This is a genomic window from Janthinobacterium rivuli (assembly GCF_029690045.1).
GTDB classification, from domain to species: Bacteria; Pseudomonadota; Gammaproteobacteria; order Burkholderiales; family Burkholderiaceae_D; genus Janthinobacterium; species Janthinobacterium rivuli.
In genome coordinates this window covers 4,779,025-4,795,138 of record NZ_CP121464.1, presented here as the reverse complement: position 1 = coordinate 4,795,138, position 16,114 = coordinate 4,779,025, and the positions used below count along the sequence as shown (strand labels likewise).

Genomic DNA, 16,114 nt, shown 5'->3' with positions numbered 1-16,114 from the left:
AGAAAGTCGGCGATGGCCGTGTTTGTGGCGATGCAGTATCAGTCTTGCAAATATGGAACAAGCGACATATAATATTGCCTCTTTTCCCTGATAGCTCAGTTGGTAGAGCGACGGACTGTTAATCCGCAGGTCCCTGGTTCGAGTCCAGGTCGGGGAGCCAGAATTCGAAAGGTCACGTTGAAAAACGTGGCCTTTTTTGTTTTTGCGCCGCCGGCGCATAGCTTGCCGCAAGATAAGATTTTCCCTATGGAAATCTGGACAGCGTCAGGTTTGGCCTATATAATACGGCCTCTTTTCCCTGATAGCTCAGTTGGTAGAGCGACGGACTGTTAATCCGCAGGTCCCTGGTTCGAGTCCAGGTCGGGGAGCCAGAACATGTAGTAGCAAAAAGCCCAGCCTTTACCGGTTGGGCTTTTTGCATTTCAGCGCGACGCGATTGGCGCGGGCAGGGTCCCGATGATCGATCGCTGGAATTTTTCCGGTTCATCCTGGTGTATCTGATGTCCCGACTGTTCAAATAAAAACAGCCCCTTCCTTGGCGCCTGCAACTGCTCAAAATAGTCTTGCGTGATGCGAGTGGAGGTCTGGATGTCGTTCTTGCCGACGAAGAAATACACGGGGCAGTCAACGCTTTGCAAGGTCTTGGGCAGATCAATGTTCATGACTTCGTTCCAGACTGGCGACCAGGTTTTCGACCATTGAAGAAAACCCGTCTTGAAGCCCTCACTCGTCGCAAATTCCTTGCCATCCTTGTAAAAAAGCCATTTCCTTAGATAAAACATGCTTTCGTCACTGGTAAACGGGAAAGTGATGCTTCCCAGTTCCTGGCTGGCGACGGCATTGTCCTTGAAATGCACTTTCAAGGTTTTCAGTAATTCCTTTTCGCTGGCCAGCTGGCTGATGACGGGATTGACGGCGAAATACGCATGCAGCAGTTCCGGATGCTGTTTGACGATATGAAAGCCGAGCACATTGCCCCAGGAACTGCCCAGCAAGTATATTTTTTCCTGCTTGAGCTCTTTTTGCAGAAACGTGATGACCTGGTAGGTGTCCTGTTCCATCTGCGCGACGGAAGGCTGGCTAGGCGACGGATTCAGTTTCAGGGTTTTTCCCGCATCGCGCTGATCCCATTGCACCAGCGTAAATCTGTTTTTCAGGATGGCGGTAAAGGCATCCGCATTCTTCATCATCGAACTTCCCGGCCCGCCCGATAAGAAGAGCAGAACAGGTTTTTTTGAGTCATCTGTTTTGATTTCCACAAACTGCTTGATGCCACCGATGTCCGGTGTCAGCAGCGTGTCGATGGCAAGCGCTTGCGCTTTGCATGCGGAAAATGGCATCAAGGTGATGAATAGCACTGCCAGTAACTTTGTCATGGTTTGAGATGGATGGTTGCCTGAGGTAGGGGGTGTCCATGGACGATATTATCCGAATAACATGTTGCATATAGAAAATATGTGCGGCGTGGCTGGCCGCTGCCTGTGTGCTTTTTCGTTTTGCGCTATCCTGAATGCAACCCCATAGGAGAGCTGCCACCATGACCTGTTCTATCCCGTTGCGCCATATCGTCCTGTGTGATTTTCTCGAGGACATCACACCGGCCAAGCATGCCGAGCTGGTCCATGAGTTTTCCCAGCTTAAACACCGCATTCCCGGCGTGCTGCAATTCGAATGGGGGCCGAATGTCAGTCCGGAAGGCCTCGATGACGGCTTTACCGATTGCTTTACCTTGACCTTCGATGGCGCCAGCGCGCGCGACGTGTACCTGGCCCATCCGGCCCACCTGGCCTTTGTCGATCTGCTCAAGCCATGGCTGGGGCGGGTGCTGGTATTTGACTATCAGCCCAGGGAAAGTCCGGGCTGAGCGGCGCCGCGCATAAATTTTTTGGCGTAAATCTGGACAACTGAAAATTTGCCCTATAGAATGCGGCCTCTTTTCCCTGATAGCTCAGTTGGTAGAGCGACGGACTGTTAATCCGCAGGTCCCTGGTTCGAGTCCAGGTCGGGGAGCCAGAACATCAGCAGTATCGAAAAGCCCAGCCTTCACGGTTGGGCTTTTTGCGTTGCGGCCATGGCGTGCGTGACATTTCACGCAGATTTGCCGAAAAGCATCTGCCATACTTGCAGAGTCTGTTTACTGCCTCTCGATGAAAACAACCTTTCCTATGAAGAATCTCTGCGCCCTGGTGCTGATGCTGACCGCCGGCACGGCCTATGCGCCCCTTGCCGGCGGCCAGGGACGCCAGGCGCCAGCCGAAGCGAAGGTCAAACAGCAGATCATCGCCGAGTCGATTGCGGCCTATCCGGGCCGCTGCCCCTGTCCCTACAATGCGGCCAAAAATGGCAGCGCCTGCGGAGGACGCAGCGCATGGAGCCGGAAGGGCGGTTACGCTCCCATCTGCTATGAACGCGAAATCAGCAGCGAGATGGTGCGCAAGTGGCGCGAGGACAATGCCGCTGCGCTGTGAGTATTACCCTGTGCGCAATGCTTCCAGCGCCAGATAACTCGTTTGCACTTGCGCGGCGATGGCGGCCAGGCCGCTTGCCGCGGTCACTGGCGGATCGCCGTGGTAAGCCGTGCCGTATTTCGCATGCACGCCGCCGCGCGCGCGCATCGCTTGCAGCTGTGCCAGCGTGGCGGTGATGCCGAAGCGGGCCAATACATCGCTGAAGAGGATGTCGGGCAATTGTTTGTAGTGAATTAACTGCAGCTGGCCGGCGGCCGCATGGGGCAGGGCGGCGTCGAACAGGCTGGCCAGCACGAGGCCCGTATAGCCATCGAGTTCGCCGGGTTCCAGCTGGTGCGCGGGCAGCGGCAGCTGCGCCGGGTGCAGCATGCCGGGCACCATTTGCGGTCCGCGCTGGCGCTGGTGCGAGGCCAGCACGGCCAGCGGTTCGCGGTAGACGAACAGGCAGGGCGTGCCGGGAAACGCTTGCCGCAGCAAGTCCAGGCTGTGGATGTGCCAGCAGTCGAACTTGATGATGAAATGCGTCTCTGTGCCGGAGCGGCGATGTCCCAATGCCAGGATGGCCTGGCGCAGCAGGGCGATGTTGTCGCTGCCCGCCAGGCCATCGTGATGCAGGCGCAGCAGCGAATCGATCACGGGCGGTTCGGACATGACGATGCATTGCGGCAGGGACGCCAGCAGCTGGCTCAGCAGGGTTGAGCCGCAGCGCGAGACGTGGAAGATGAAGGCGTCGGGCGCCAGGCCATCGCCCAGCGTGGCCAGCGCCGCCAGCGGCGTGCGGCAGACGCGGCGCTCCTCATGCGGCTGGCGCGCCAGGGTATCGACAAAGAAGGCGTCGCTGAAAGCCGTTTTCCCCAAGTCGCGCCAGCATATGGCAGCGTCCGCCAATGTTTCGCCGCGCTCCACGTACAGCGGATACCAGCCGCGCAAGTCCATGCCTTCGTGCCATGCCACCGACTTCCCCTTGGCCAGCAAGCGTTCCTGCTGCGCCAGGCCCGGCGCGGCGCTCATGGCGCGCTCCCGTCGGCCAAGGCGGCCAATTCGCCGGCCAGCGCCAGGCTGGCAGGCGAGGGCGACAGTCGCAGCTGGGCGATGACGGCCCGCACATTGCCATCGTTGATGCTGGGGTCGCCATATTTCGGGGCCGCTTTCGGCACGAAGCCGGCCGAGGCGAACAGCGCTTCGAGCCAGGCATTGGTGACGCAGTCGAGCACGAGGTGGATGCGCGGCGCCGCGCCCTGGTTGTGCACCGCGTGCAGGCAACTGGCGTCCATGTACCAGGCGTGGCCGGCCGCAAAGTGGACGTTCTCGCCGTCGATGCTGAACACGACCTGCGGCGTAGTGTGGACGGGGATGTGGATGCGGACCAGGCCATCGGCCAGTGACGTGCCGGCGTCGCGGTGCGCGCGGATGACGGCGCCCGGTGCCAAAGCCATCAGGCGCGCGGCGCGGATCTCGCAGGCGAAGCTGGCCAGCACTTCGCGCAGGCAGGGGCAGCGCGCCAGTTGCGGCGTGTCGGCATAGGCGGCGCCGTCGACGGGCATGATGTCGCCGGCTGCTCCGCCGGGCGAGCGCAGCGGCACGCAGCTCCAGCCGTTTTCATAGGCGCCCGTATTGAAATGATTGATCCACTCGCCGGCGGCGAACTGGTCGCTCTCGCGCTGCATGCGCGCCACGTCGAAGCGCAGCGGCAGTCGCAGCCAGGTGCTCGGGGGCTTCGGTGCCGGCACTATGGCGCGCTCCATTCCAGCTGCTCCTGGACGTCGTTTTCCCCGCGCAATCGAAAGCCCAGCCGCCGGTACAGGGCGTGCGCTGCCGTGTTGCTTTTGTTGACGGCAAGATGGATCCGGCATTGCTGTGCGCCCGCTTGCGCCTGCAGGCCGCGCAGCACGGCGCTGCCGGCGCCCTGGCCTTGTGCGGCGGGCAGGATGGCGATGTCGACCAGGTGCAGCACCTGATCCTGGCGGTCGAGGATCAGGCGGCCGATGGGCGTGTCGCCGTGCAGCAGCACCAGGTACACGGCGTGCGGATACGCCTGTCGGTAACCGTGGCTTTGCATGCGCCGCTGCATGGCGATCAGCTGTTCGATGACGGCGGGATCGGCCGGCATCTGGCGCAGGTCGTCGCGCGTGGAACTGTACAGCGCGGCGGCAAAGCCATCGTCGTCGTCGCGCTGGAGGCGCAACTGGTAGGGGGCGGAAAGCGGCAAGTCGTGCATCGGTGCTCCGGCAGGTGGTGGCAAATGCGCAGGCGTATATTTATTTGCTATGCTGCCAATTTTTCCGCGTACTTGCAATCATTTCAGGGAAGCCGCCATGCATTCTGTCTTTATCCTGCCTTGCCCGTGGAGCCGCGCGTGACTTCGGCGCGCGCGGAACTGGCCGCCATGGCGGCCGCGCTGTGCGATCCGCGGCGTTCCCTGGCCAGCCTGGTCGGCGAAACCGTGCAGCTGCGCCAGCTCGTCGAGCGCCATTCGGGCCTGGCCATGGACCGGCAGGACGGCTTGCGCGATGGCGAGAGTTTTCTGCCCAGCGGCTGGGCCATCTCGCCCGTGCAGGCGGGACTGTGCGCGCGCGAGCCCTACCGCAGCGCCGCCTTCATCCAGGGCCTGGCGCTGGCCGTGCGCGAGCGGCTGGCCGTGAGCGGCGGGCGGCCCGTGCGCGTGCTATATGCGGGCTGCGGCCCGTTTGCGCTGCTGGCCCTGCCGGTGATGGCCGTGCTGGACGCCAGCGAAGTGCAGTTTGCCATCCTCGACGTGCATGCGGAAACCCTGGACTATGCGCGCGAGCTGATCGCCGCCCTGGGCCTCGACAGCCACGTCGCTGAGTATATTTGCGCCGACGCGGCCGCCTATCAAATGCCTGCCGGCGCCATGCCGGACGTCATCGTCAGCGAAACCATGAATACGGCGCTGGGCAAGGAGCCGCAGGTGGCCATCCTGCGCAATCTGCATGCGCAAGCGCCTGCGGCGGCGCTGCTGCCGGCGGCCGTCACGGTGCACCTGGGCCTGGATCGGCGCAGCCCTGGCGAGCCGTGCACGGACTGGGGCCGCGTATTTACCCTTGATGCGGCCGCCTTGCGCGCCTGGCAGGGTGAGCCGGGCGACACGCTGCCGGCCGCCAGCATCCGCCTGCCCGACGTGCTGGACGAGGCGCCGCGCTTGCTCACGCGCATCCGCGTGCATGGCGACATCGTTCTGGGCGACCATGCGTGCAGCCTGAACCTGCCACTGGCCTTGCCGGGCAAGCCAAGTCTGGCTGGCGGCAGCGTGCTCGATTTTCAGTACCGCCTGGGCGGCCAGCCGGGACTGGTATTTTCCCTGCGCGAAACGCCCGCATTCACGCAGGCATTGCCCAAGCCAGACTTCCGGTAGTCATACTCCATCAGCAAATAATTCAGTTCTGTAGGATAATTATGGAACCGGTTCCATATATGCGCAAATGCAATGTGGCGCAATCATCGAAGTCAATAAAACAACAAGTCTTGCGGGAGTCTCATGAACCATCCAGACAGCGATCCATCTGCAACATCCGTTTCATCCTTTCCCCGTATCAGCCGCCGCCACGCCCTGATCGGCCTGGCCGCCTTGCTGGCGCAGGCCGGTTTCTGGAGCAATCCCCTGTCGGCCGCCATGCAGGCGCCGGCTAGCGGGCCGGCAACGGGCCTGGCGCCCGCCACCATGCTGTTCTACACCCTGTCGCAAACGATCACGGGCCACCGCGATTTGTCCGCCGCGACGGCGGCGCGCATCGAGCAAGCCATGCGTACGAACGTGCCCGGCTTCGCCGAGCGCTTGCCGCAGCTGGGCGCGCTGCTCGTCACGGGCCAGGAAGCGAAAGCCCTGCTGGCGGCCGCCAGCGCCGCCGATGCCGGCCTGCGCGAACTGGCGCTGGCCATCGTTGCCGCCTGGTACACGGGCACCGTCGCCGGCAACGCGGCGCAGGGCACGAAGTCCATCGTCGTCGCCTACGCCGAGGCCTTGATGTACCGCACGGTGGCCGATGGCCAGGTCGTGCCGACCTATTGCAACTACGGCCCCCTGTGGTGGCTGAAGGCGCCGCCGGCCGTGCGCGTTTCCGCGCCCGTGGAACCGAAACCCGTACCGGCCCCGGCCACCACCGGCACCCCTGAAACTAAAGGCAAGCAAGCAAAATGAAATCACCCCAATTCAAGAGTAATGGCGACGTCGTCGCTGATGTCGTCATCGTCGGCACGGGCGTCGTCGGTGCCATGATGGCCGACCAGCTGGCTGCGCAAGGCCATTCCGTGATCATGCTGGAAGCGGGCCTGCGCATCGAGCGGGGACAAGCCGTGGAAAACTGGCGCAACATGCCGTTCGAAAACCGCGTCGGCTCCGACTTCCAGGGCCTGTATCCCCAGGCGGAAAACGCGCCCGCACCCCTGTATTTCCCGAAGAATAACTACGTGGAAGTGTCCGGCCCCAACGGCAGCAGTTTCCAGCAGGGCTATCTGCGCACGGTGGGCGGCACAACCTGGCACTGGGCCGCGTCGTGCTGGCGCCATTTGCCGTCCGACATGCGCATGAAGAGCGATTACGGGGTAGGGCGCGACTGGTCCATTTCCTACGATGAGCTGGAGCCGTACTATTGCCGCGCCGAGCAGGAAATGGGCGTGGCCGGCCCCAACGATCCCGCCCTGCAATCGCCGAGCGAGCGCAGTGCGCCGTATCCGATGGACATGGTGCCCTGGGGTTATGGCGACAAGCGCTTTGCCGAAGTGGTCAACCCGCACGGCTACCGCTCCGTGCCGATCCCGCAAGGCCGTTCGACCCGCCCATGGCAGGGCCGCCCGACCTGCTGCGGCAATAACAATTGCCAGCCGATCTGCCCCATCGGCGCCATGTACAACGGCATCCACCACGTGGAACGGGCCGAGCTGAAGGGTGCGGGTGTGCTGGCCGAGGCCGTCGTCTACCGCATCGACACGGACCAGAACAACAGAGTCACCGCCGTGCACTGGTACGACGCCAAGAAACAGTCGCACATGGCGACCGGCAAGGCCTTCGTGATCGCCTGTAATGGCATCGAAACACCGCGCTTGCTGTTGCTGGCGGCCAACCAGAACAATCCGAACGGCATCGCCAACAGTTCCGACCAGGTGGGCCGCAACATGATGGACCACTCGGGTTTCCACTGTACTTTCCTCGCCAATGAACCGATCTGGACGGGCCGTGGCCCCGCGCAAAGCAGCTGCCTGGTGGGCCCGCGCGACGGCGCCTTCCGTGCGCAGTATTCGGCCAACAAGATGATCCTGAATAACATCACGCGTGTCGGACCGGCTACCCAGCAGTCGTTGAAGCTGGGCCTGGTAGGCAAGGATCTCGATGACGAGATCCGCCGCCGCGCCGCGTTCGGCGTGGACTTGTCGATCAGCCTGGAACCCTTGCCCGAAGCGCATAACCGCCTGACATTGAGCAAGACGCGCAAGGACCCGCTGGGCCTGGCCTGCCCCGACATTTACTATGACGTGGGCGACTATGTGCGCGATGGCGCGAAGGCCGCGCATGCGCAGCTCAAGCACATCGGCAAGCTGCTCGGCGCCGTGGAATTCCACATCACCGACAGCCTGAACGCGAATAACCACATCATGGGCGGCGTCATCATGGGTTCAAATCGTCTTGACTCCGTGGTCGACGGCAATTGCCGCGCCCACGATCATGCCAATCTGTGGCTGCCGGGCGGCGGCGCCATGCCGTCGGCCAGCGTCGTCAACACCACCCTCAGCATGGCCGCGCTCGGCCTGCGCGCGGCCGACGACATCGCCCGTACCCTGGCAAGGGAGGCCGCATGATGCGCCGCCTCTTGCTGACGCTGACCCTGGCGGCCGGCTTGCCGCTGGCTGCGCACGCTGTGCCGCCGGCGCCTCCCGTTACCCTGACGCCGGACCGGCCAGCCGCGCCCGTGGCCGCCAAGCCCGATGCGCGCCTCGAACGGGGCCGCTACCTGGCCATCGCCGCCGACTGCATGGCGTGCCATACGGCAGCGGGCGGCAAGCCGTATGCGGGCGGCTACGCCATCGATTTGCCGCTGGGCACGATTTACGCGACGAATATTACGCCGTCGAAAACAGGCGGCATCGGCCATTACACGGAAGCCGACTTTGCGCGCGCCTTGCGCGAAGGCGTGCGCGCCGATGGCAGCCACCTGTATCCGGCCATGCCTTACACCAGCTATGCGCAGCTGACGGATGCGGACGTGGGCGACCTGTATTACTACTTCATGCAGGCCGTCAAGCCTGTCGACGAGCCGGCGCGCCAGACGGCGTTGCCATTCCCGTTCAATGTGCGCCTGTCCATGCTGGGCTGGAATACCTTATTCCTCGACAATAAGCGCTTCGTGCCGGATCCGGCGAAGAGCGCGCAGATCAACCGGGGCGCTTATTTGGCCGAAGGCCTGGCGCACTGCAGCGCCTGCCACACGCCGCGCAATGCGCTGATGGCGGAAATCGGCAGCCAGACCCTGGCCGGCGCCTCGCTCGGTTCCTGGCATGCGCCGAACATCACGTCCGACAAGGTCAGCGGTATCGGCGCGTGGACGGATGCGGAACTTACGGCTTACCTGAAGACGGGCCACGTGGAAGGCAAGGGGCAGGCGGCGGGCGGCATGGCTGAAGCCATCCAGAACAGCCTGCAGTTCCTGCGCGACGACGACGTGGCCGCCATCGTGGCCTGGCTGCGCACGGTGCCGCCCGTGCGCGCGCCTGGGCAGGCCAAGGCTGCCTTCAGCCACGGCAGCGCCGCCAGCGAAGAGGCCGCCTTGCGCGGCATGGCCAGTTCCACCGAACATCACTCGCTCAACAGCGGCGCCGTGCTGTTTTCCGGCTACTGCGCCAGCTGCCATTCGGCCAGCGGCGCGGGCAGCACGGGACAAAGCTACCCCGCCCTGTTCAACAACACGGCGACGGGCGGCAATACGCCTGCCAACCTGGTGTCGGCCATTTTGTTTGGCGTCGAGCGCAAGATCGAAGGGGAGGAGCACGAAGCGTTCATGCCCCGTTTCGACCAGCGTTCCTACGTGCAACCGTTGACGGACGAGCAGATCGCTTCGATCGCCAATTACGTATTGAAACAGTATGGCAACCCGGATGTGTCCGTCACGCCCGCGTATGTGGCGCAGGCGCGCAGCGGTGGCGAGAAGCCCGTGCTGGCCCGTGCTCAGCCGTTCATGCTGCCGGGCGGCATCGTGGGCATCTTGCTGCTGATCGCGCTGTCCGTATGGCTGCGCCGGCGCCGTCAGCGCAAGGAATAAGTACTGAAACGGCGGCGAATATGAACGTTGGGCGCAACTTGCAGTAAAATGCAGGCTGAAAAATGGTTACGAGCAATCGTAGCCATTTTTTATTCTGGCACTATCCTGGCGAGTGTGTTCGCCTTATTTTAAAATTGACAATGTCCCATTCCCTGCATCACCAATTTTTACGTTTCGCCGCCGTCGGCGCTTCCGGCACGGCCGTGCAATACAGCGTGCTGTGGGGTGGCGTGGAATGGGCCGGCATCAGCGCCGCCGCCGCGTCCGGCATCGGCTACATCCTCGGTTCCGTCGTCAACTACCTTCTCAATTACTTTTTCACGTTTAAAAGCGACAAGGGCCATGGCGAGGCGGCCAGCAAGTATTTTGCCTTGCTGGGCATCGGCTGGTGCATCAATACGGGCCTGATGTGGCTGCTGGTGCACCAGCTGGGCTGGTATTACTGGCTGGCGCAGGTGCTGGCGACGGGCATCGGGCTGGTCTGGAATTTCGCGGGCAGCCGCTGGTGGGCCTTCAAGCCGGCAGGCGCAGCGACCAAGTAACTGGTTATTGCAAGAAAAAAAGATGCGTCTTGGCCAAGACCAGGCGCGCAGTTTTACCAAAACAAGGGGTTAATCATGCAGTTCCTGGAACGCTATTTCAAACTGAAGGACAACGGAACCAATGTGCGCACGGAGCTGCTGGCCGGCCTGACCACGTTCCTGACGATGGCCTACATCATCTTCGTCAACCCGTCCATCCTCGGCGACGCGGGCATGCCGAAAGACTCCGTTTTCGTTGCCACCTGCCTGGCGGCCGCCATCGGCACCCTGATCATGGGCCTGTATGCGAACTACCCGATCGCGCTGGCGCCGGGCATGGGCTTGAATGCGTATTTCTCGTACACGGTGGTCAAGGGCATGGGCATGAGCTGGGAAGTGGCGCTGGGCGCCGTTTTCATTTCCGGCTGCCTGTTCATCCTGGTGAGCCTGTTCAAGGTGCGCGAGATGATCATCAACAGCATCCCGCCCGCGCTGCGCACGGCCATCACGGTGGGTATCGGCCTGTTCCTGGCGATCATTTCGCTGAAAAGCGCCGGTATCGTGGTGTCGAACCCGGCCACCATCATCGCCCTGGGCGACTTGCACCAGGCGGCGCCTATTCTGGCCATCCTCGGCTTTTTCATCATCGTCGCGCTGGATCGCCTGAAAGTGCCGGGCGCCATCCTGATCGGCATCCTCGCCATCACGATTGCCAGCTTCTTCTTTGGCGGCAACCAGTTCAACGGCATCGTCTCGGCGCCGCCGGCCATCGAACCGACCCTGTTCAAGCTCGACATCATGGGCGCGCTGTCGATCGGCATCGTCAACGTCGTGCTGGTGTTTTTCCTGGTCGAACTGTTTGACGCGACGGGCACCCTGATGGGCGTGGCCAACCGCGCCGGCTTGCTGAAAGACGGCAAGATGGAGCGCATGAACAAGGCCTTGCTGGCCGATAGCACGGCGATTGCCGCCGGCGCCTGTCTGGGCACGTCGAGCACGACGGCCTTTGTGGAAAGCGCGGCCGGCGTGCAAGCGGGCGGACGCACGGGCTTGACGGCCGTGGCCGTCGCGCTGCTGTTCCTGGGCAGCCTGTTCTTCGCCCCGCTGGCGCACACGGTGCCGCCGTACGCGACGGCGCCAGCACTGCTGTACGTGGCGTGCCTGATGCTGCGCGAACTGACCTTCATCGACTGGGATGACAGCACGGAAAGCATTCCCGCCGCCATCACGGCCTTGATGATGCCGTTTACCTATTCCGTGGCCAGCGGCGTCGCGTTTGGTTTCATCACCTATGCCGTCTTGAAACTGTTGACGGGCAAGGGCAAGCAGGTATCCGTGGTGGCTTACATCATCGCCGCCATCTTCCTGTTCAAGTTTATCTACCTGGGTGAGTAGCGTGGGCGAATAGCGGCCTTGCCGCTGCATCTGACATGTAAAAAGGCAAGGCCGCCCGTGCATCCGCACCGGCGGCCTTTTTTGATGGCGCCGCCTACATCAGCAGAGCGGCCACCAGATCTTTTTTGGCCTCGCCGGCGCTGCCGTCGAAGCGCAGGGCCGCTTCCACGTGCGTCAGATGCTCGACCATCAGGCGCGCCGCCAGATCCGCATCGCCGCTGCGCGCCGCCTCGAGAAAGCGCCCGTGCTCGTCGTATGAGCAGGCGGCGGCGTGGCCCGACTGGTACAGCATGGTGATGAGCGAGCTGCGGCCCACCAGTTCGCGCACGATATCGCGCAGCACGGCATTGCCGGCGATATCGGCCAGCAGCACGTGAAAGTCGCCCAGCAGTTGCGAGCGCAGCGGCGTCGCTTGCGTCAGCGCCAGGCGTTCCGCTTTCAGGTGGCGCTCCAGCATCCTGTAGTCGGCAGCCTTGGCCCGCGCGACGAATTCGCGCGCCAGGGCCGCCTCGATGATGCGCCGCGCGGCAAAGATGTCGCGCGCCTCCGCTTCGGTCGGCTGGCTGACGAAGGCGCCCTTGTCGGGCACCATGCGTATGAGTTTGTCTTTCGAGAGGATGAGCAGGGCGGCGCGGATCTTCGTGCGGCTGACGCCATACAGCCGGCACAGCGCTTCTTCGCGCAGCCGCGTTCCGGGCGGCAATTGGCGCGCCACGATGGCGGCCGCGATATGCTGGGCAATTTCCGCCGAGCTGTCGCCGCTGCCGGGTTTGTCCACCAGGGTTGCGCTTGATTCTGTCATGTCGGATGAGAGCAGTAAGCCAGGAGCAAGGTGAGCCTTGCAAGCGCATGTCCGCGCGGCGGCGTGGTGACGCTCCGCTGCCGGCATGCCGTTGTGCGCCTTGCGTGTCGGCAAGGCATGGCTATTCTACTATCTTGCGTGGCGCCGCGCAGACGGGCGCAACCGCCCGGTGAAGCGTCCTTCCTGGCGGCCTGTTTTGCCGGTCATGCAGATTGAAACTGGACATGAGAAATTTTGACGTATATAATTCGGCCTCCTTTCCCTGATAGCTCAGTTGGTAGAGCGACGGACTGTTAATCCGCAGGTCCCTGGTTCGAGTCCAGGTCGGGGAGCCAGAACAAGCAGCAGCAAAGGGCCACGTGGCAACACGTGGCCCTTTTGTCATGCGCGCATGGTTTCCCATTCACGCCAGTCATCGCTTCAATGCGTCAGCGACGTGCGCGGTGTTTCCCGGATCAGGGATCGACAAACACGTCGAAACGCACCTTGAGCGGGCTGCCCCATGAGATATCCACCCAGGCGCGGAAGCCGCCGTTATAGGGCGCGATGTTGTACACGGCCATACGGGCGGCGCCGATGAAACGGTCTTGCGGCGTCGCGGCATACTCGCTGATGTTGACGAAGACGCGCGAATTGGCGTGCACGTTGGCATTGGTGAAGTTGACCGAAGGATTGACGCCATTGGCCGTCCACGTGTAGTAGGTGGTGAAGGCGGCGGCGCTCAGGTTCAAGTCCTGTGCGGCCGCACCTTTCGCGGCTTGGCCGTCCTGCTCCAGCGGCAGATCGGTGGTTTCCGGGGCCAGGTTGCTGCCGGTACGGTGTTCTACTTTCATTTCCATGATGTACTCCTGATAGTTTGGACGCCGCGCCTGTCGTCGTGCGGCAAGACGCCCTATCTATATTGCCGTGACGGCCAGTGTCACGTCCTGGCTGATAAGGTAGCCGCCTGCTCCATGCTGTTGGAGTAATTCATTCTAGGCGTACACAGGAGGCGAAAGCGCGGCGGGCGGCCGGAAAAGCAGCGTTCGCTTGTGCTGGCGCAAACACTTTGCAGACAAGCGGCAATATCTTTTCCAGCAGGCTATTTTTACGGGGCGCTACGCAGGCCGGGCAGGACAATGGCACAATAGGCCCAGCCACCTGCCGATACGGAACCCGTTGCGAGCCTAGCCCATGCCGATACTGAACCTGAGTGCCGAAACCGATATCTATTACGAATTGATCGAGGGCGACCCCGCCAAGCCCTGCCTGGTATTCCTGCACGAGGGACTCGGCTGCTGTGCGATGTGGAAAGATTTTCCCGCGCAGCTATGCCAGGCGACGGGGTGCCGCGGCTTGCTGTATGACCGCCACGGCTATGGGCAGTCGTCGCCGCTGGCGGCGCGCCGCCAGCTCCATTATTTGCACGACTACGCGCTGTGCGAGCTGCCGCAAGTGCTGGCGGCACTGCTGCCGGGACAGGACCATTTTCTCGTCGGCCACTCCGATGGTGGCAGCATCGCCCTGATCTATGCGGCGCAGCAGCCACCGCGCTTGCGCGGCATCATCACCGAAGCGGCGCACGTGTTTGTCGAGGACATCACGCTCGATGGCATCCGCGTGGCGGACGCGGCATTTGGCGCGGGCAAGCTGCGCGCGCTGGCGAAATACCATGGCGACAAGACGGAGACCATCTTCAAGGCCTGGTCGGACACGTGGCTCAGCTATGGCTTCCAGTTCTGGAACATCGAGTATCTGCTGCCCTCCGTCGAATGCCCGGCGCTGGTGCTGCAGGGCAGCGAGGACCAGTACGGCAGCGCGGCCCAGGTCGACACCATCGTGGCGCAGGCGCTCAACGCCGTGCCCGCCATGGTCGAGCAATGCGGCCATACGCCGCACCAGGAGCAGCCGCAGGCATTGCTGGCGCTGATGGAAGGCTTCTTGCAAGGCCGCATGGACGCGGCCACGCATCCCAGACACACATGAGTTCCTCAATGGCAGGCGGGATCGCTGTCCCAGCGGCCCGAGCAGATGCGCGAGCGGCACAGCATGCCTTCGATCAGGCCCAGCTGCTTGCAGCGCTGCAACAGTTCCGCCGTTTCTTCTTCCTGCCTGCGCAGCACCACGTCGCGCGCGGGTGCCGCCGTGCCTTCTTGCCGGTGCGCATGCGCCACCATCGCCGTCAGCAGGGTGACGTCGCTGTCGCCGGGCGCGGCAGCCGGCCTTGTCCCTTGTGGCCGCGCGGCCGTCTGGCGCGCGGGCGGCGGCGTCTTGCGCGGCGCGCTCGCGGCGGCCACCTCGGGCAAGGGCGGTGCCGCCGTATTGACGATGGTGGCCGCCTGCGCCGCCTGCGCCGCCTGTTGCAGCACGGCTGGCGCTGGCATGATGGGCGGAACCATGGCCGTGGCGGGTGCGGGCGGCAGGAGGATGACGTCCGTATCGTAGGCGAGCACGGCCGTGATCAGCACCGTCAGGCACAGCGCGCCAGCGGCCCAGTGCCGCCAGGCGGGGCGCCAGCGCAGCGCCGGCATGGCCGCAGGCGCGGCGACGCCGTGTTCGAGCTGCGACAGGATGCCCTTGCCTTCGATGCGCGCGCCAGCCGCGCCGGCCTTGCTCAACAGGTCGGGACCGCGCGCCTGGCCATCCCCGGTTTTCAGTAAAGACAAAATATCACCTCCGTAGTGGATCAAATTCGACTGACCTTGATGTAAACCGCGCTCATGCGGGCCGCGCACGCCTACGATCTAGCGATACCACCGAGCAATGGATTGCCCGGTCCCGCCGATTTCCGTCACGGAGCGCCCCATGTTCGTCGCCCTGGTCCTGATGTATTTCCTGCTCGCCTGTTTTGCCTGCTGGCTGCTGTTGTTTCCCGGCGGCCGCGCCACCGTGCTGCACACGCTCGTCAACCTGGGCTGGCGCATGCAGCGGCGCGCGCAGCACCTGAAGGGTGGCAGCGGCGCGCAGTGGCAGCGGGTGCAGCGGCATACGGGCTCGGGCATGGCGCGCGCCTGGCAGCTGCTGTGGCGGCACCGCTGGCTGAGCCTGGCAGGCAGCGTGCTGGTGATCGTGCCGCCGCTGCTGGCCTGGCTGTCCAGCGACCGCATCGCCCTGCGCGGCTATGCCGATCAGCAACACGTCATCAACGACCAGGTCAGCGTCCTGCTGAAAGGCGAGCAGCTGGTGCCGCCGCCAACCCTGCCGCCGCTGCTGTTTTCCACGGCGGAAGTCACGCAGCTGCGTCCGCTGTTGGGCGGCGCCAGCCGCAACTGGCAATTGCTCGACCACGATTTCGCGCAGCGTTTGCTGCTGGTCTTCAAGATCATGAAAGACGTGCATGGTTATGACATGGTCTTGCTGGAAGGCTATCGCAGCCCCGCGCGCCAGGATCAACTGGCGGCGGCCGGCCCGAACGTGACGAACGCGAAGGCGTTTCAAAGCTATCACCAGTATGGCCTGGCGGCCGATTGCGCATTCATGCATGAAGGAAAGCTCATCATTTCTGAAAAAAATGCCTGGGCCATGCGCGGTTACCGTTTATATGGCGTGACGGCCGAATCGGTGGGCCTGCGCTGGGGCGGACGCTGGACCATGATGGATTTTGGCCACACGGAATTGCCGCAACCGCGCGTGCTGGGCAAGTAAGCCGCGCCAGCCATTCTAGCGCCGCGCGGCGGCTAG

17 protein-coding genes and 4 tRNA genes are annotated in these 16,114 nt (G+C 63.3%); 14 read left to right on the top strand and 7 right to left on the bottom strand.

The window, feature by feature from the left end:
* Window positions 1-84: 84 nt before the first annotated feature.
* Window positions 85-160, top strand: a tRNA-Asn gene (locus P9875_RS21830).
* Between the two features lie 135 nt (window positions 161-295).
* A tRNA-Asn gene (locus P9875_RS21825) sits at window positions 296-371 on the top strand.
* A gap of 51 nt (window positions 372-422) precedes the next feature.
* Here P9875_RS21825 and P9875_RS21820 read toward each other — a convergent pair.
* On the bottom strand, window positions 423-1,190 hold the full coding sequence (locus P9875_RS21820) for an alpha/beta fold hydrolase (RefSeq protein WP_423221795.1): 768 nt from the start codon (window positions 1,188-1,190) through the stop codon (window positions 423-425).
* Between the two features lie 347 nt (window positions 1,191-1,537).
* On the opposite strand from P9875_RS21820, the gene P9875_RS21815 reads away from it, so the two are divergent.
* From P9875_RS21815 to P9875_RS21805, 3 genes are all read left to right on the top strand, one after another.
* Window positions 1,538-1,864: a Dabb family protein gene (locus P9875_RS21815; RefSeq protein WP_278316578.1), complete on the top strand. Its 327-nt coding sequence runs from the start codon at window positions 1,538-1,540 to the stop codon at window positions 1,862-1,864.
* 73 nt (window positions 1,865-1,937) lie between these two features.
* Window positions 1,938-2,013 (top strand) — tRNA-Asn (locus P9875_RS21810).
* Window positions 2,014-2,165: 152 nt separating this feature from the next.
* Window positions 2,166-2,468, top strand: a complete 303-nt coding sequence (locus P9875_RS21805; RefSeq protein ID WP_278316577.1) for a hypothetical protein — start codon at window positions 2,166-2,168, stop codon at window positions 2,466-2,468.
* A gap of 3 nt (window positions 2,469-2,471) precedes the next feature.
* Here the strand turns inward: P9875_RS21805 and P9875_RS21800 are convergent, their stop codons facing one another.
* Genes P9875_RS21800 through P9875_RS21790 form a run of 3 tightly spaced genes read right to left on the bottom strand, consistent with a single transcriptional unit; the run spans window position 2,472 to window position 4,686 of the window.
* Window positions 2,472-3,479 (bottom strand): hypothetical protein, encoded by a 1,008-nt coding sequence (locus P9875_RS21800; RefSeq protein ID WP_278316576.1) that lies wholly within the window; start codon window positions 3,477-3,479, stop codon window positions 2,472-2,474.
* The gene (locus P9875_RS21795) at window positions 3,476-4,213 is read right to left on the bottom strand and encodes an aspartyl/asparaginyl beta-hydroxylase domain-containing protein (RefSeq protein WP_099400331.1); all 738 of its coding nucleotides are present in this window, start codon (window positions 4,211-4,213) and stop codon (window positions 3,476-3,478) included. The genes P9875_RS21800 and P9875_RS21795 overlap by 4 nt, the downstream gene beginning before the upstream one ends.
* Window positions 4,198-4,686: a GNAT family N-acetyltransferase gene (locus tag P9875_RS21790; RefSeq protein WP_099400332.1), complete on the bottom strand. Its 489-nt coding sequence runs from the start codon at window positions 4,684-4,686 to the stop codon at window positions 4,198-4,200. The genes P9875_RS21795 and P9875_RS21790 overlap by 16 nt, the downstream gene beginning before the upstream one ends.
* Window positions 4,687-4,824: 138 nt before the next feature.
* Between P9875_RS21790 and P9875_RS21785 the strand changes: the two genes are divergently transcribed.
* The 6 genes from P9875_RS21785 (at window position 4,825) to P9875_RS21760 (ending at window position 11,652) form a co-directional block, all read left to right on the top strand.
* Window positions 4,825-5,841: a hypothetical protein gene (locus tag P9875_RS21785; protein ID WP_278316575.1), complete on the top strand. Its 1,017-nt coding sequence runs from the start codon at window positions 4,825-4,827 to the stop codon at window positions 5,839-5,841.
* A gap of 123 nt (window positions 5,842-5,964) precedes the next feature.
* Complete coding sequence (locus tag P9875_RS21780; protein WP_176390289.1) at window positions 5,965-6,624, top strand: sugar dehydrogenase complex small subunit; 660 nt, start codon at window positions 5,965-5,967, stop codon at window positions 6,622-6,624.
* Window positions 6,621-8,279, top strand: coding sequence for a GMC family oxidoreductase (locus tag P9875_RS21775; RefSeq protein ID WP_278316574.1), 1,659 nt, complete (start codon window positions 6,621-6,623; stop codon window positions 8,277-8,279). Before P9875_RS21780 ends, P9875_RS21775 begins: the two co-directional genes overlap by 4 nt.
* A complete protein-coding gene (locus tag P9875_RS21770; RefSeq protein ID WP_341353806.1) occupies window positions 8,276-9,736 on the top strand; it encodes a c-type cytochrome in 1,461 nt (486 codons plus the stop codon). Before P9875_RS21775 ends, P9875_RS21770 begins: the two co-directional genes overlap by 4 nt.
* A 140-nt stretch (window positions 9,737-9,876) precedes the next feature.
* A complete protein-coding gene (locus tag P9875_RS21765) occupies window positions 9,877-10,278 on the top strand; it encodes a GtrA family protein (RefSeq protein WP_099400336.1) in 402 nt (133 codons plus the stop codon).
* Between the two features lie 75 nt (window positions 10,279-10,353).
* Window positions 10,354-11,652 (top strand): NCS2 family permease, encoded by a 1,299-nt coding sequence (locus P9875_RS21760; protein WP_099400337.1) that lies wholly within the window; start codon window positions 10,354-10,356, stop codon window positions 11,650-11,652.
* A 94-nt stretch (window positions 11,653-11,746) separates the two neighbouring features.
* Here P9875_RS21760 and P9875_RS21755 read toward each other — a convergent pair whose 3' ends face one another.
* Window positions 11,747-12,454, bottom strand: a complete 708-nt coding sequence (locus tag P9875_RS21755; protein WP_278316573.1) for a GntR family transcriptional regulator — start codon at window positions 12,452-12,454, stop codon at window positions 11,747-11,749.
* A 259-nt stretch (window positions 12,455-12,713) separates the two neighbouring features.
* On the opposite strand from P9875_RS21755, the gene P9875_RS21750 reads away from it, so the two are divergent.
* A tRNA-Asn gene (locus P9875_RS21750) sits at window positions 12,714-12,789 on the top strand.
* 120 nt (window positions 12,790-12,909) lie between these two features.
* Here P9875_RS21750 and P9875_RS21745 read toward each other — a convergent pair.
* Entirely contained in the window at window positions 12,910-13,293 is a 384-nt protein-coding gene (locus P9875_RS21745; RefSeq protein ID WP_278316572.1) for a hypothetical protein, read from the bottom strand.
* Between the two features lie 334 nt (window positions 13,294-13,627).
* On the opposite strand from P9875_RS21745, the gene P9875_RS21740 reads away from it, so the two are divergent.
* Window positions 13,628-14,419 carry an alpha/beta fold hydrolase gene (locus tag P9875_RS21740; RefSeq protein WP_099400339.1) on the top strand — a complete coding sequence of 264 codons (792 nt, stop codon included), beginning with the start codon at window positions 13,628-13,630 and terminating at the stop codon, window positions 14,417-14,419.
* Window positions 14,420-14,424: 5 nt separating this feature from the next.
* Here the strand turns inward: P9875_RS21740 and P9875_RS21735 are convergent, their stop codons facing one another.
* Window positions 14,425-15,099: a hypothetical protein gene (locus P9875_RS21735; RefSeq protein WP_158299989.1), complete on the bottom strand. Its 675-nt coding sequence runs from the start codon at window positions 15,097-15,099 to the stop codon at window positions 14,425-14,427.
* Between the two features lie 139 nt (window positions 15,100-15,238).
* Between P9875_RS21735 and P9875_RS21730 the strand changes: the two genes are divergently transcribed.
* On the top strand, window positions 15,239-16,078 hold the full coding sequence (locus tag P9875_RS21730; protein ID WP_099400341.1) for a M15 family metallopeptidase: 840 nt from the start codon (window positions 15,239-15,241) through the stop codon (window positions 16,076-16,078).
* Window positions 16,079-16,114: the final 36 nt, after the last annotated feature.

Coding starts and splice junctions, on each gene's coding strand:
- P9875_RS21820 (WP_423221795.1), bottom strand. CDS start 1,190: ATGATGAAGAATGCGGATGCCTTTACCGCCATCCTGAAAAACAGATTT.
- P9875_RS21815 (WP_278316578.1), top strand. CDS start 1,538: ATGACCTGTTCTATCCCGTTGCGCCATATCGTCCTGTGTGATTTTCTC.
- P9875_RS21805 (WP_278316577.1), top strand. CDS start 2,166: ATGAAGAATCTCTGCGCCCTGGTGCTGATGCTGACCGCCGGCACGGCC.
- P9875_RS21800 (WP_278316576.1), bottom strand. CDS start 3,479: ATGAGCGCCGCGCCGGGCCTGGCGCAGCAGGAACGCTTGCTGGCCAAG.
- P9875_RS21795 (WP_099400331.1), bottom strand. CDS start 4,213: ATGGAGCGCGCCATAGTGCCGGCACCGAAGCCCCCGAGCACCTGGCTG.
- P9875_RS21790 (WP_099400332.1), bottom strand. CDS start 4,686: ATGCACGACTTGCCGCTTTCCGCCCCCTACCAGTTGCGCCTCCAGCGC.
- P9875_RS21780 (WP_176390289.1), top strand. CDS start 5,965: ATGAACCATCCAGACAGCGATCCATCTGCAACATCCGTTTCATCCTTT.
- P9875_RS21775 (WP_278316574.1), top strand. CDS start 6,621: ATGAAATCACCCCAATTCAAGAGTAATGGCGACGTCGTCGCTGATGTC.
- P9875_RS21770 (WP_341353806.1), top strand. CDS start 8,276: ATGATGCGCCGCCTCTTGCTGACGCTGACCCTGGCGGCCGGCTTGCCG.
- P9875_RS21765 (WP_099400336.1), top strand. CDS start 9,877: ATGTCCCATTCCCTGCATCACCAATTTTTACGTTTCGCCGCCGTCGGC.
- P9875_RS21760 (WP_099400337.1), top strand. CDS start 10,354: ATGCAGTTCCTGGAACGCTATTTCAAACTGAAGGACAACGGAACCAAT.
- P9875_RS21755 (WP_278316573.1), bottom strand. CDS start 12,454: ATGACAGAATCAAGCGCAACCCTGGTGGACAAACCCGGCAGCGGCGAC.
- P9875_RS21745 (WP_278316572.1), bottom strand. CDS start 13,293: ATGGAAATGAAAGTAGAACACCGTACCGGCAGCAACCTGGCCCCGGAA.
- P9875_RS21740 (WP_099400339.1), top strand. CDS start 13,628: ATGCCGATACTGAACCTGAGTGCCGAAACCGATATCTATTACGAATTG.
- P9875_RS21730 (WP_099400341.1), top strand. CDS start 15,239: ATGTTCGTCGCCCTGGTCCTGATGTATTTCCTGCTCGCCTGTTTTGCC.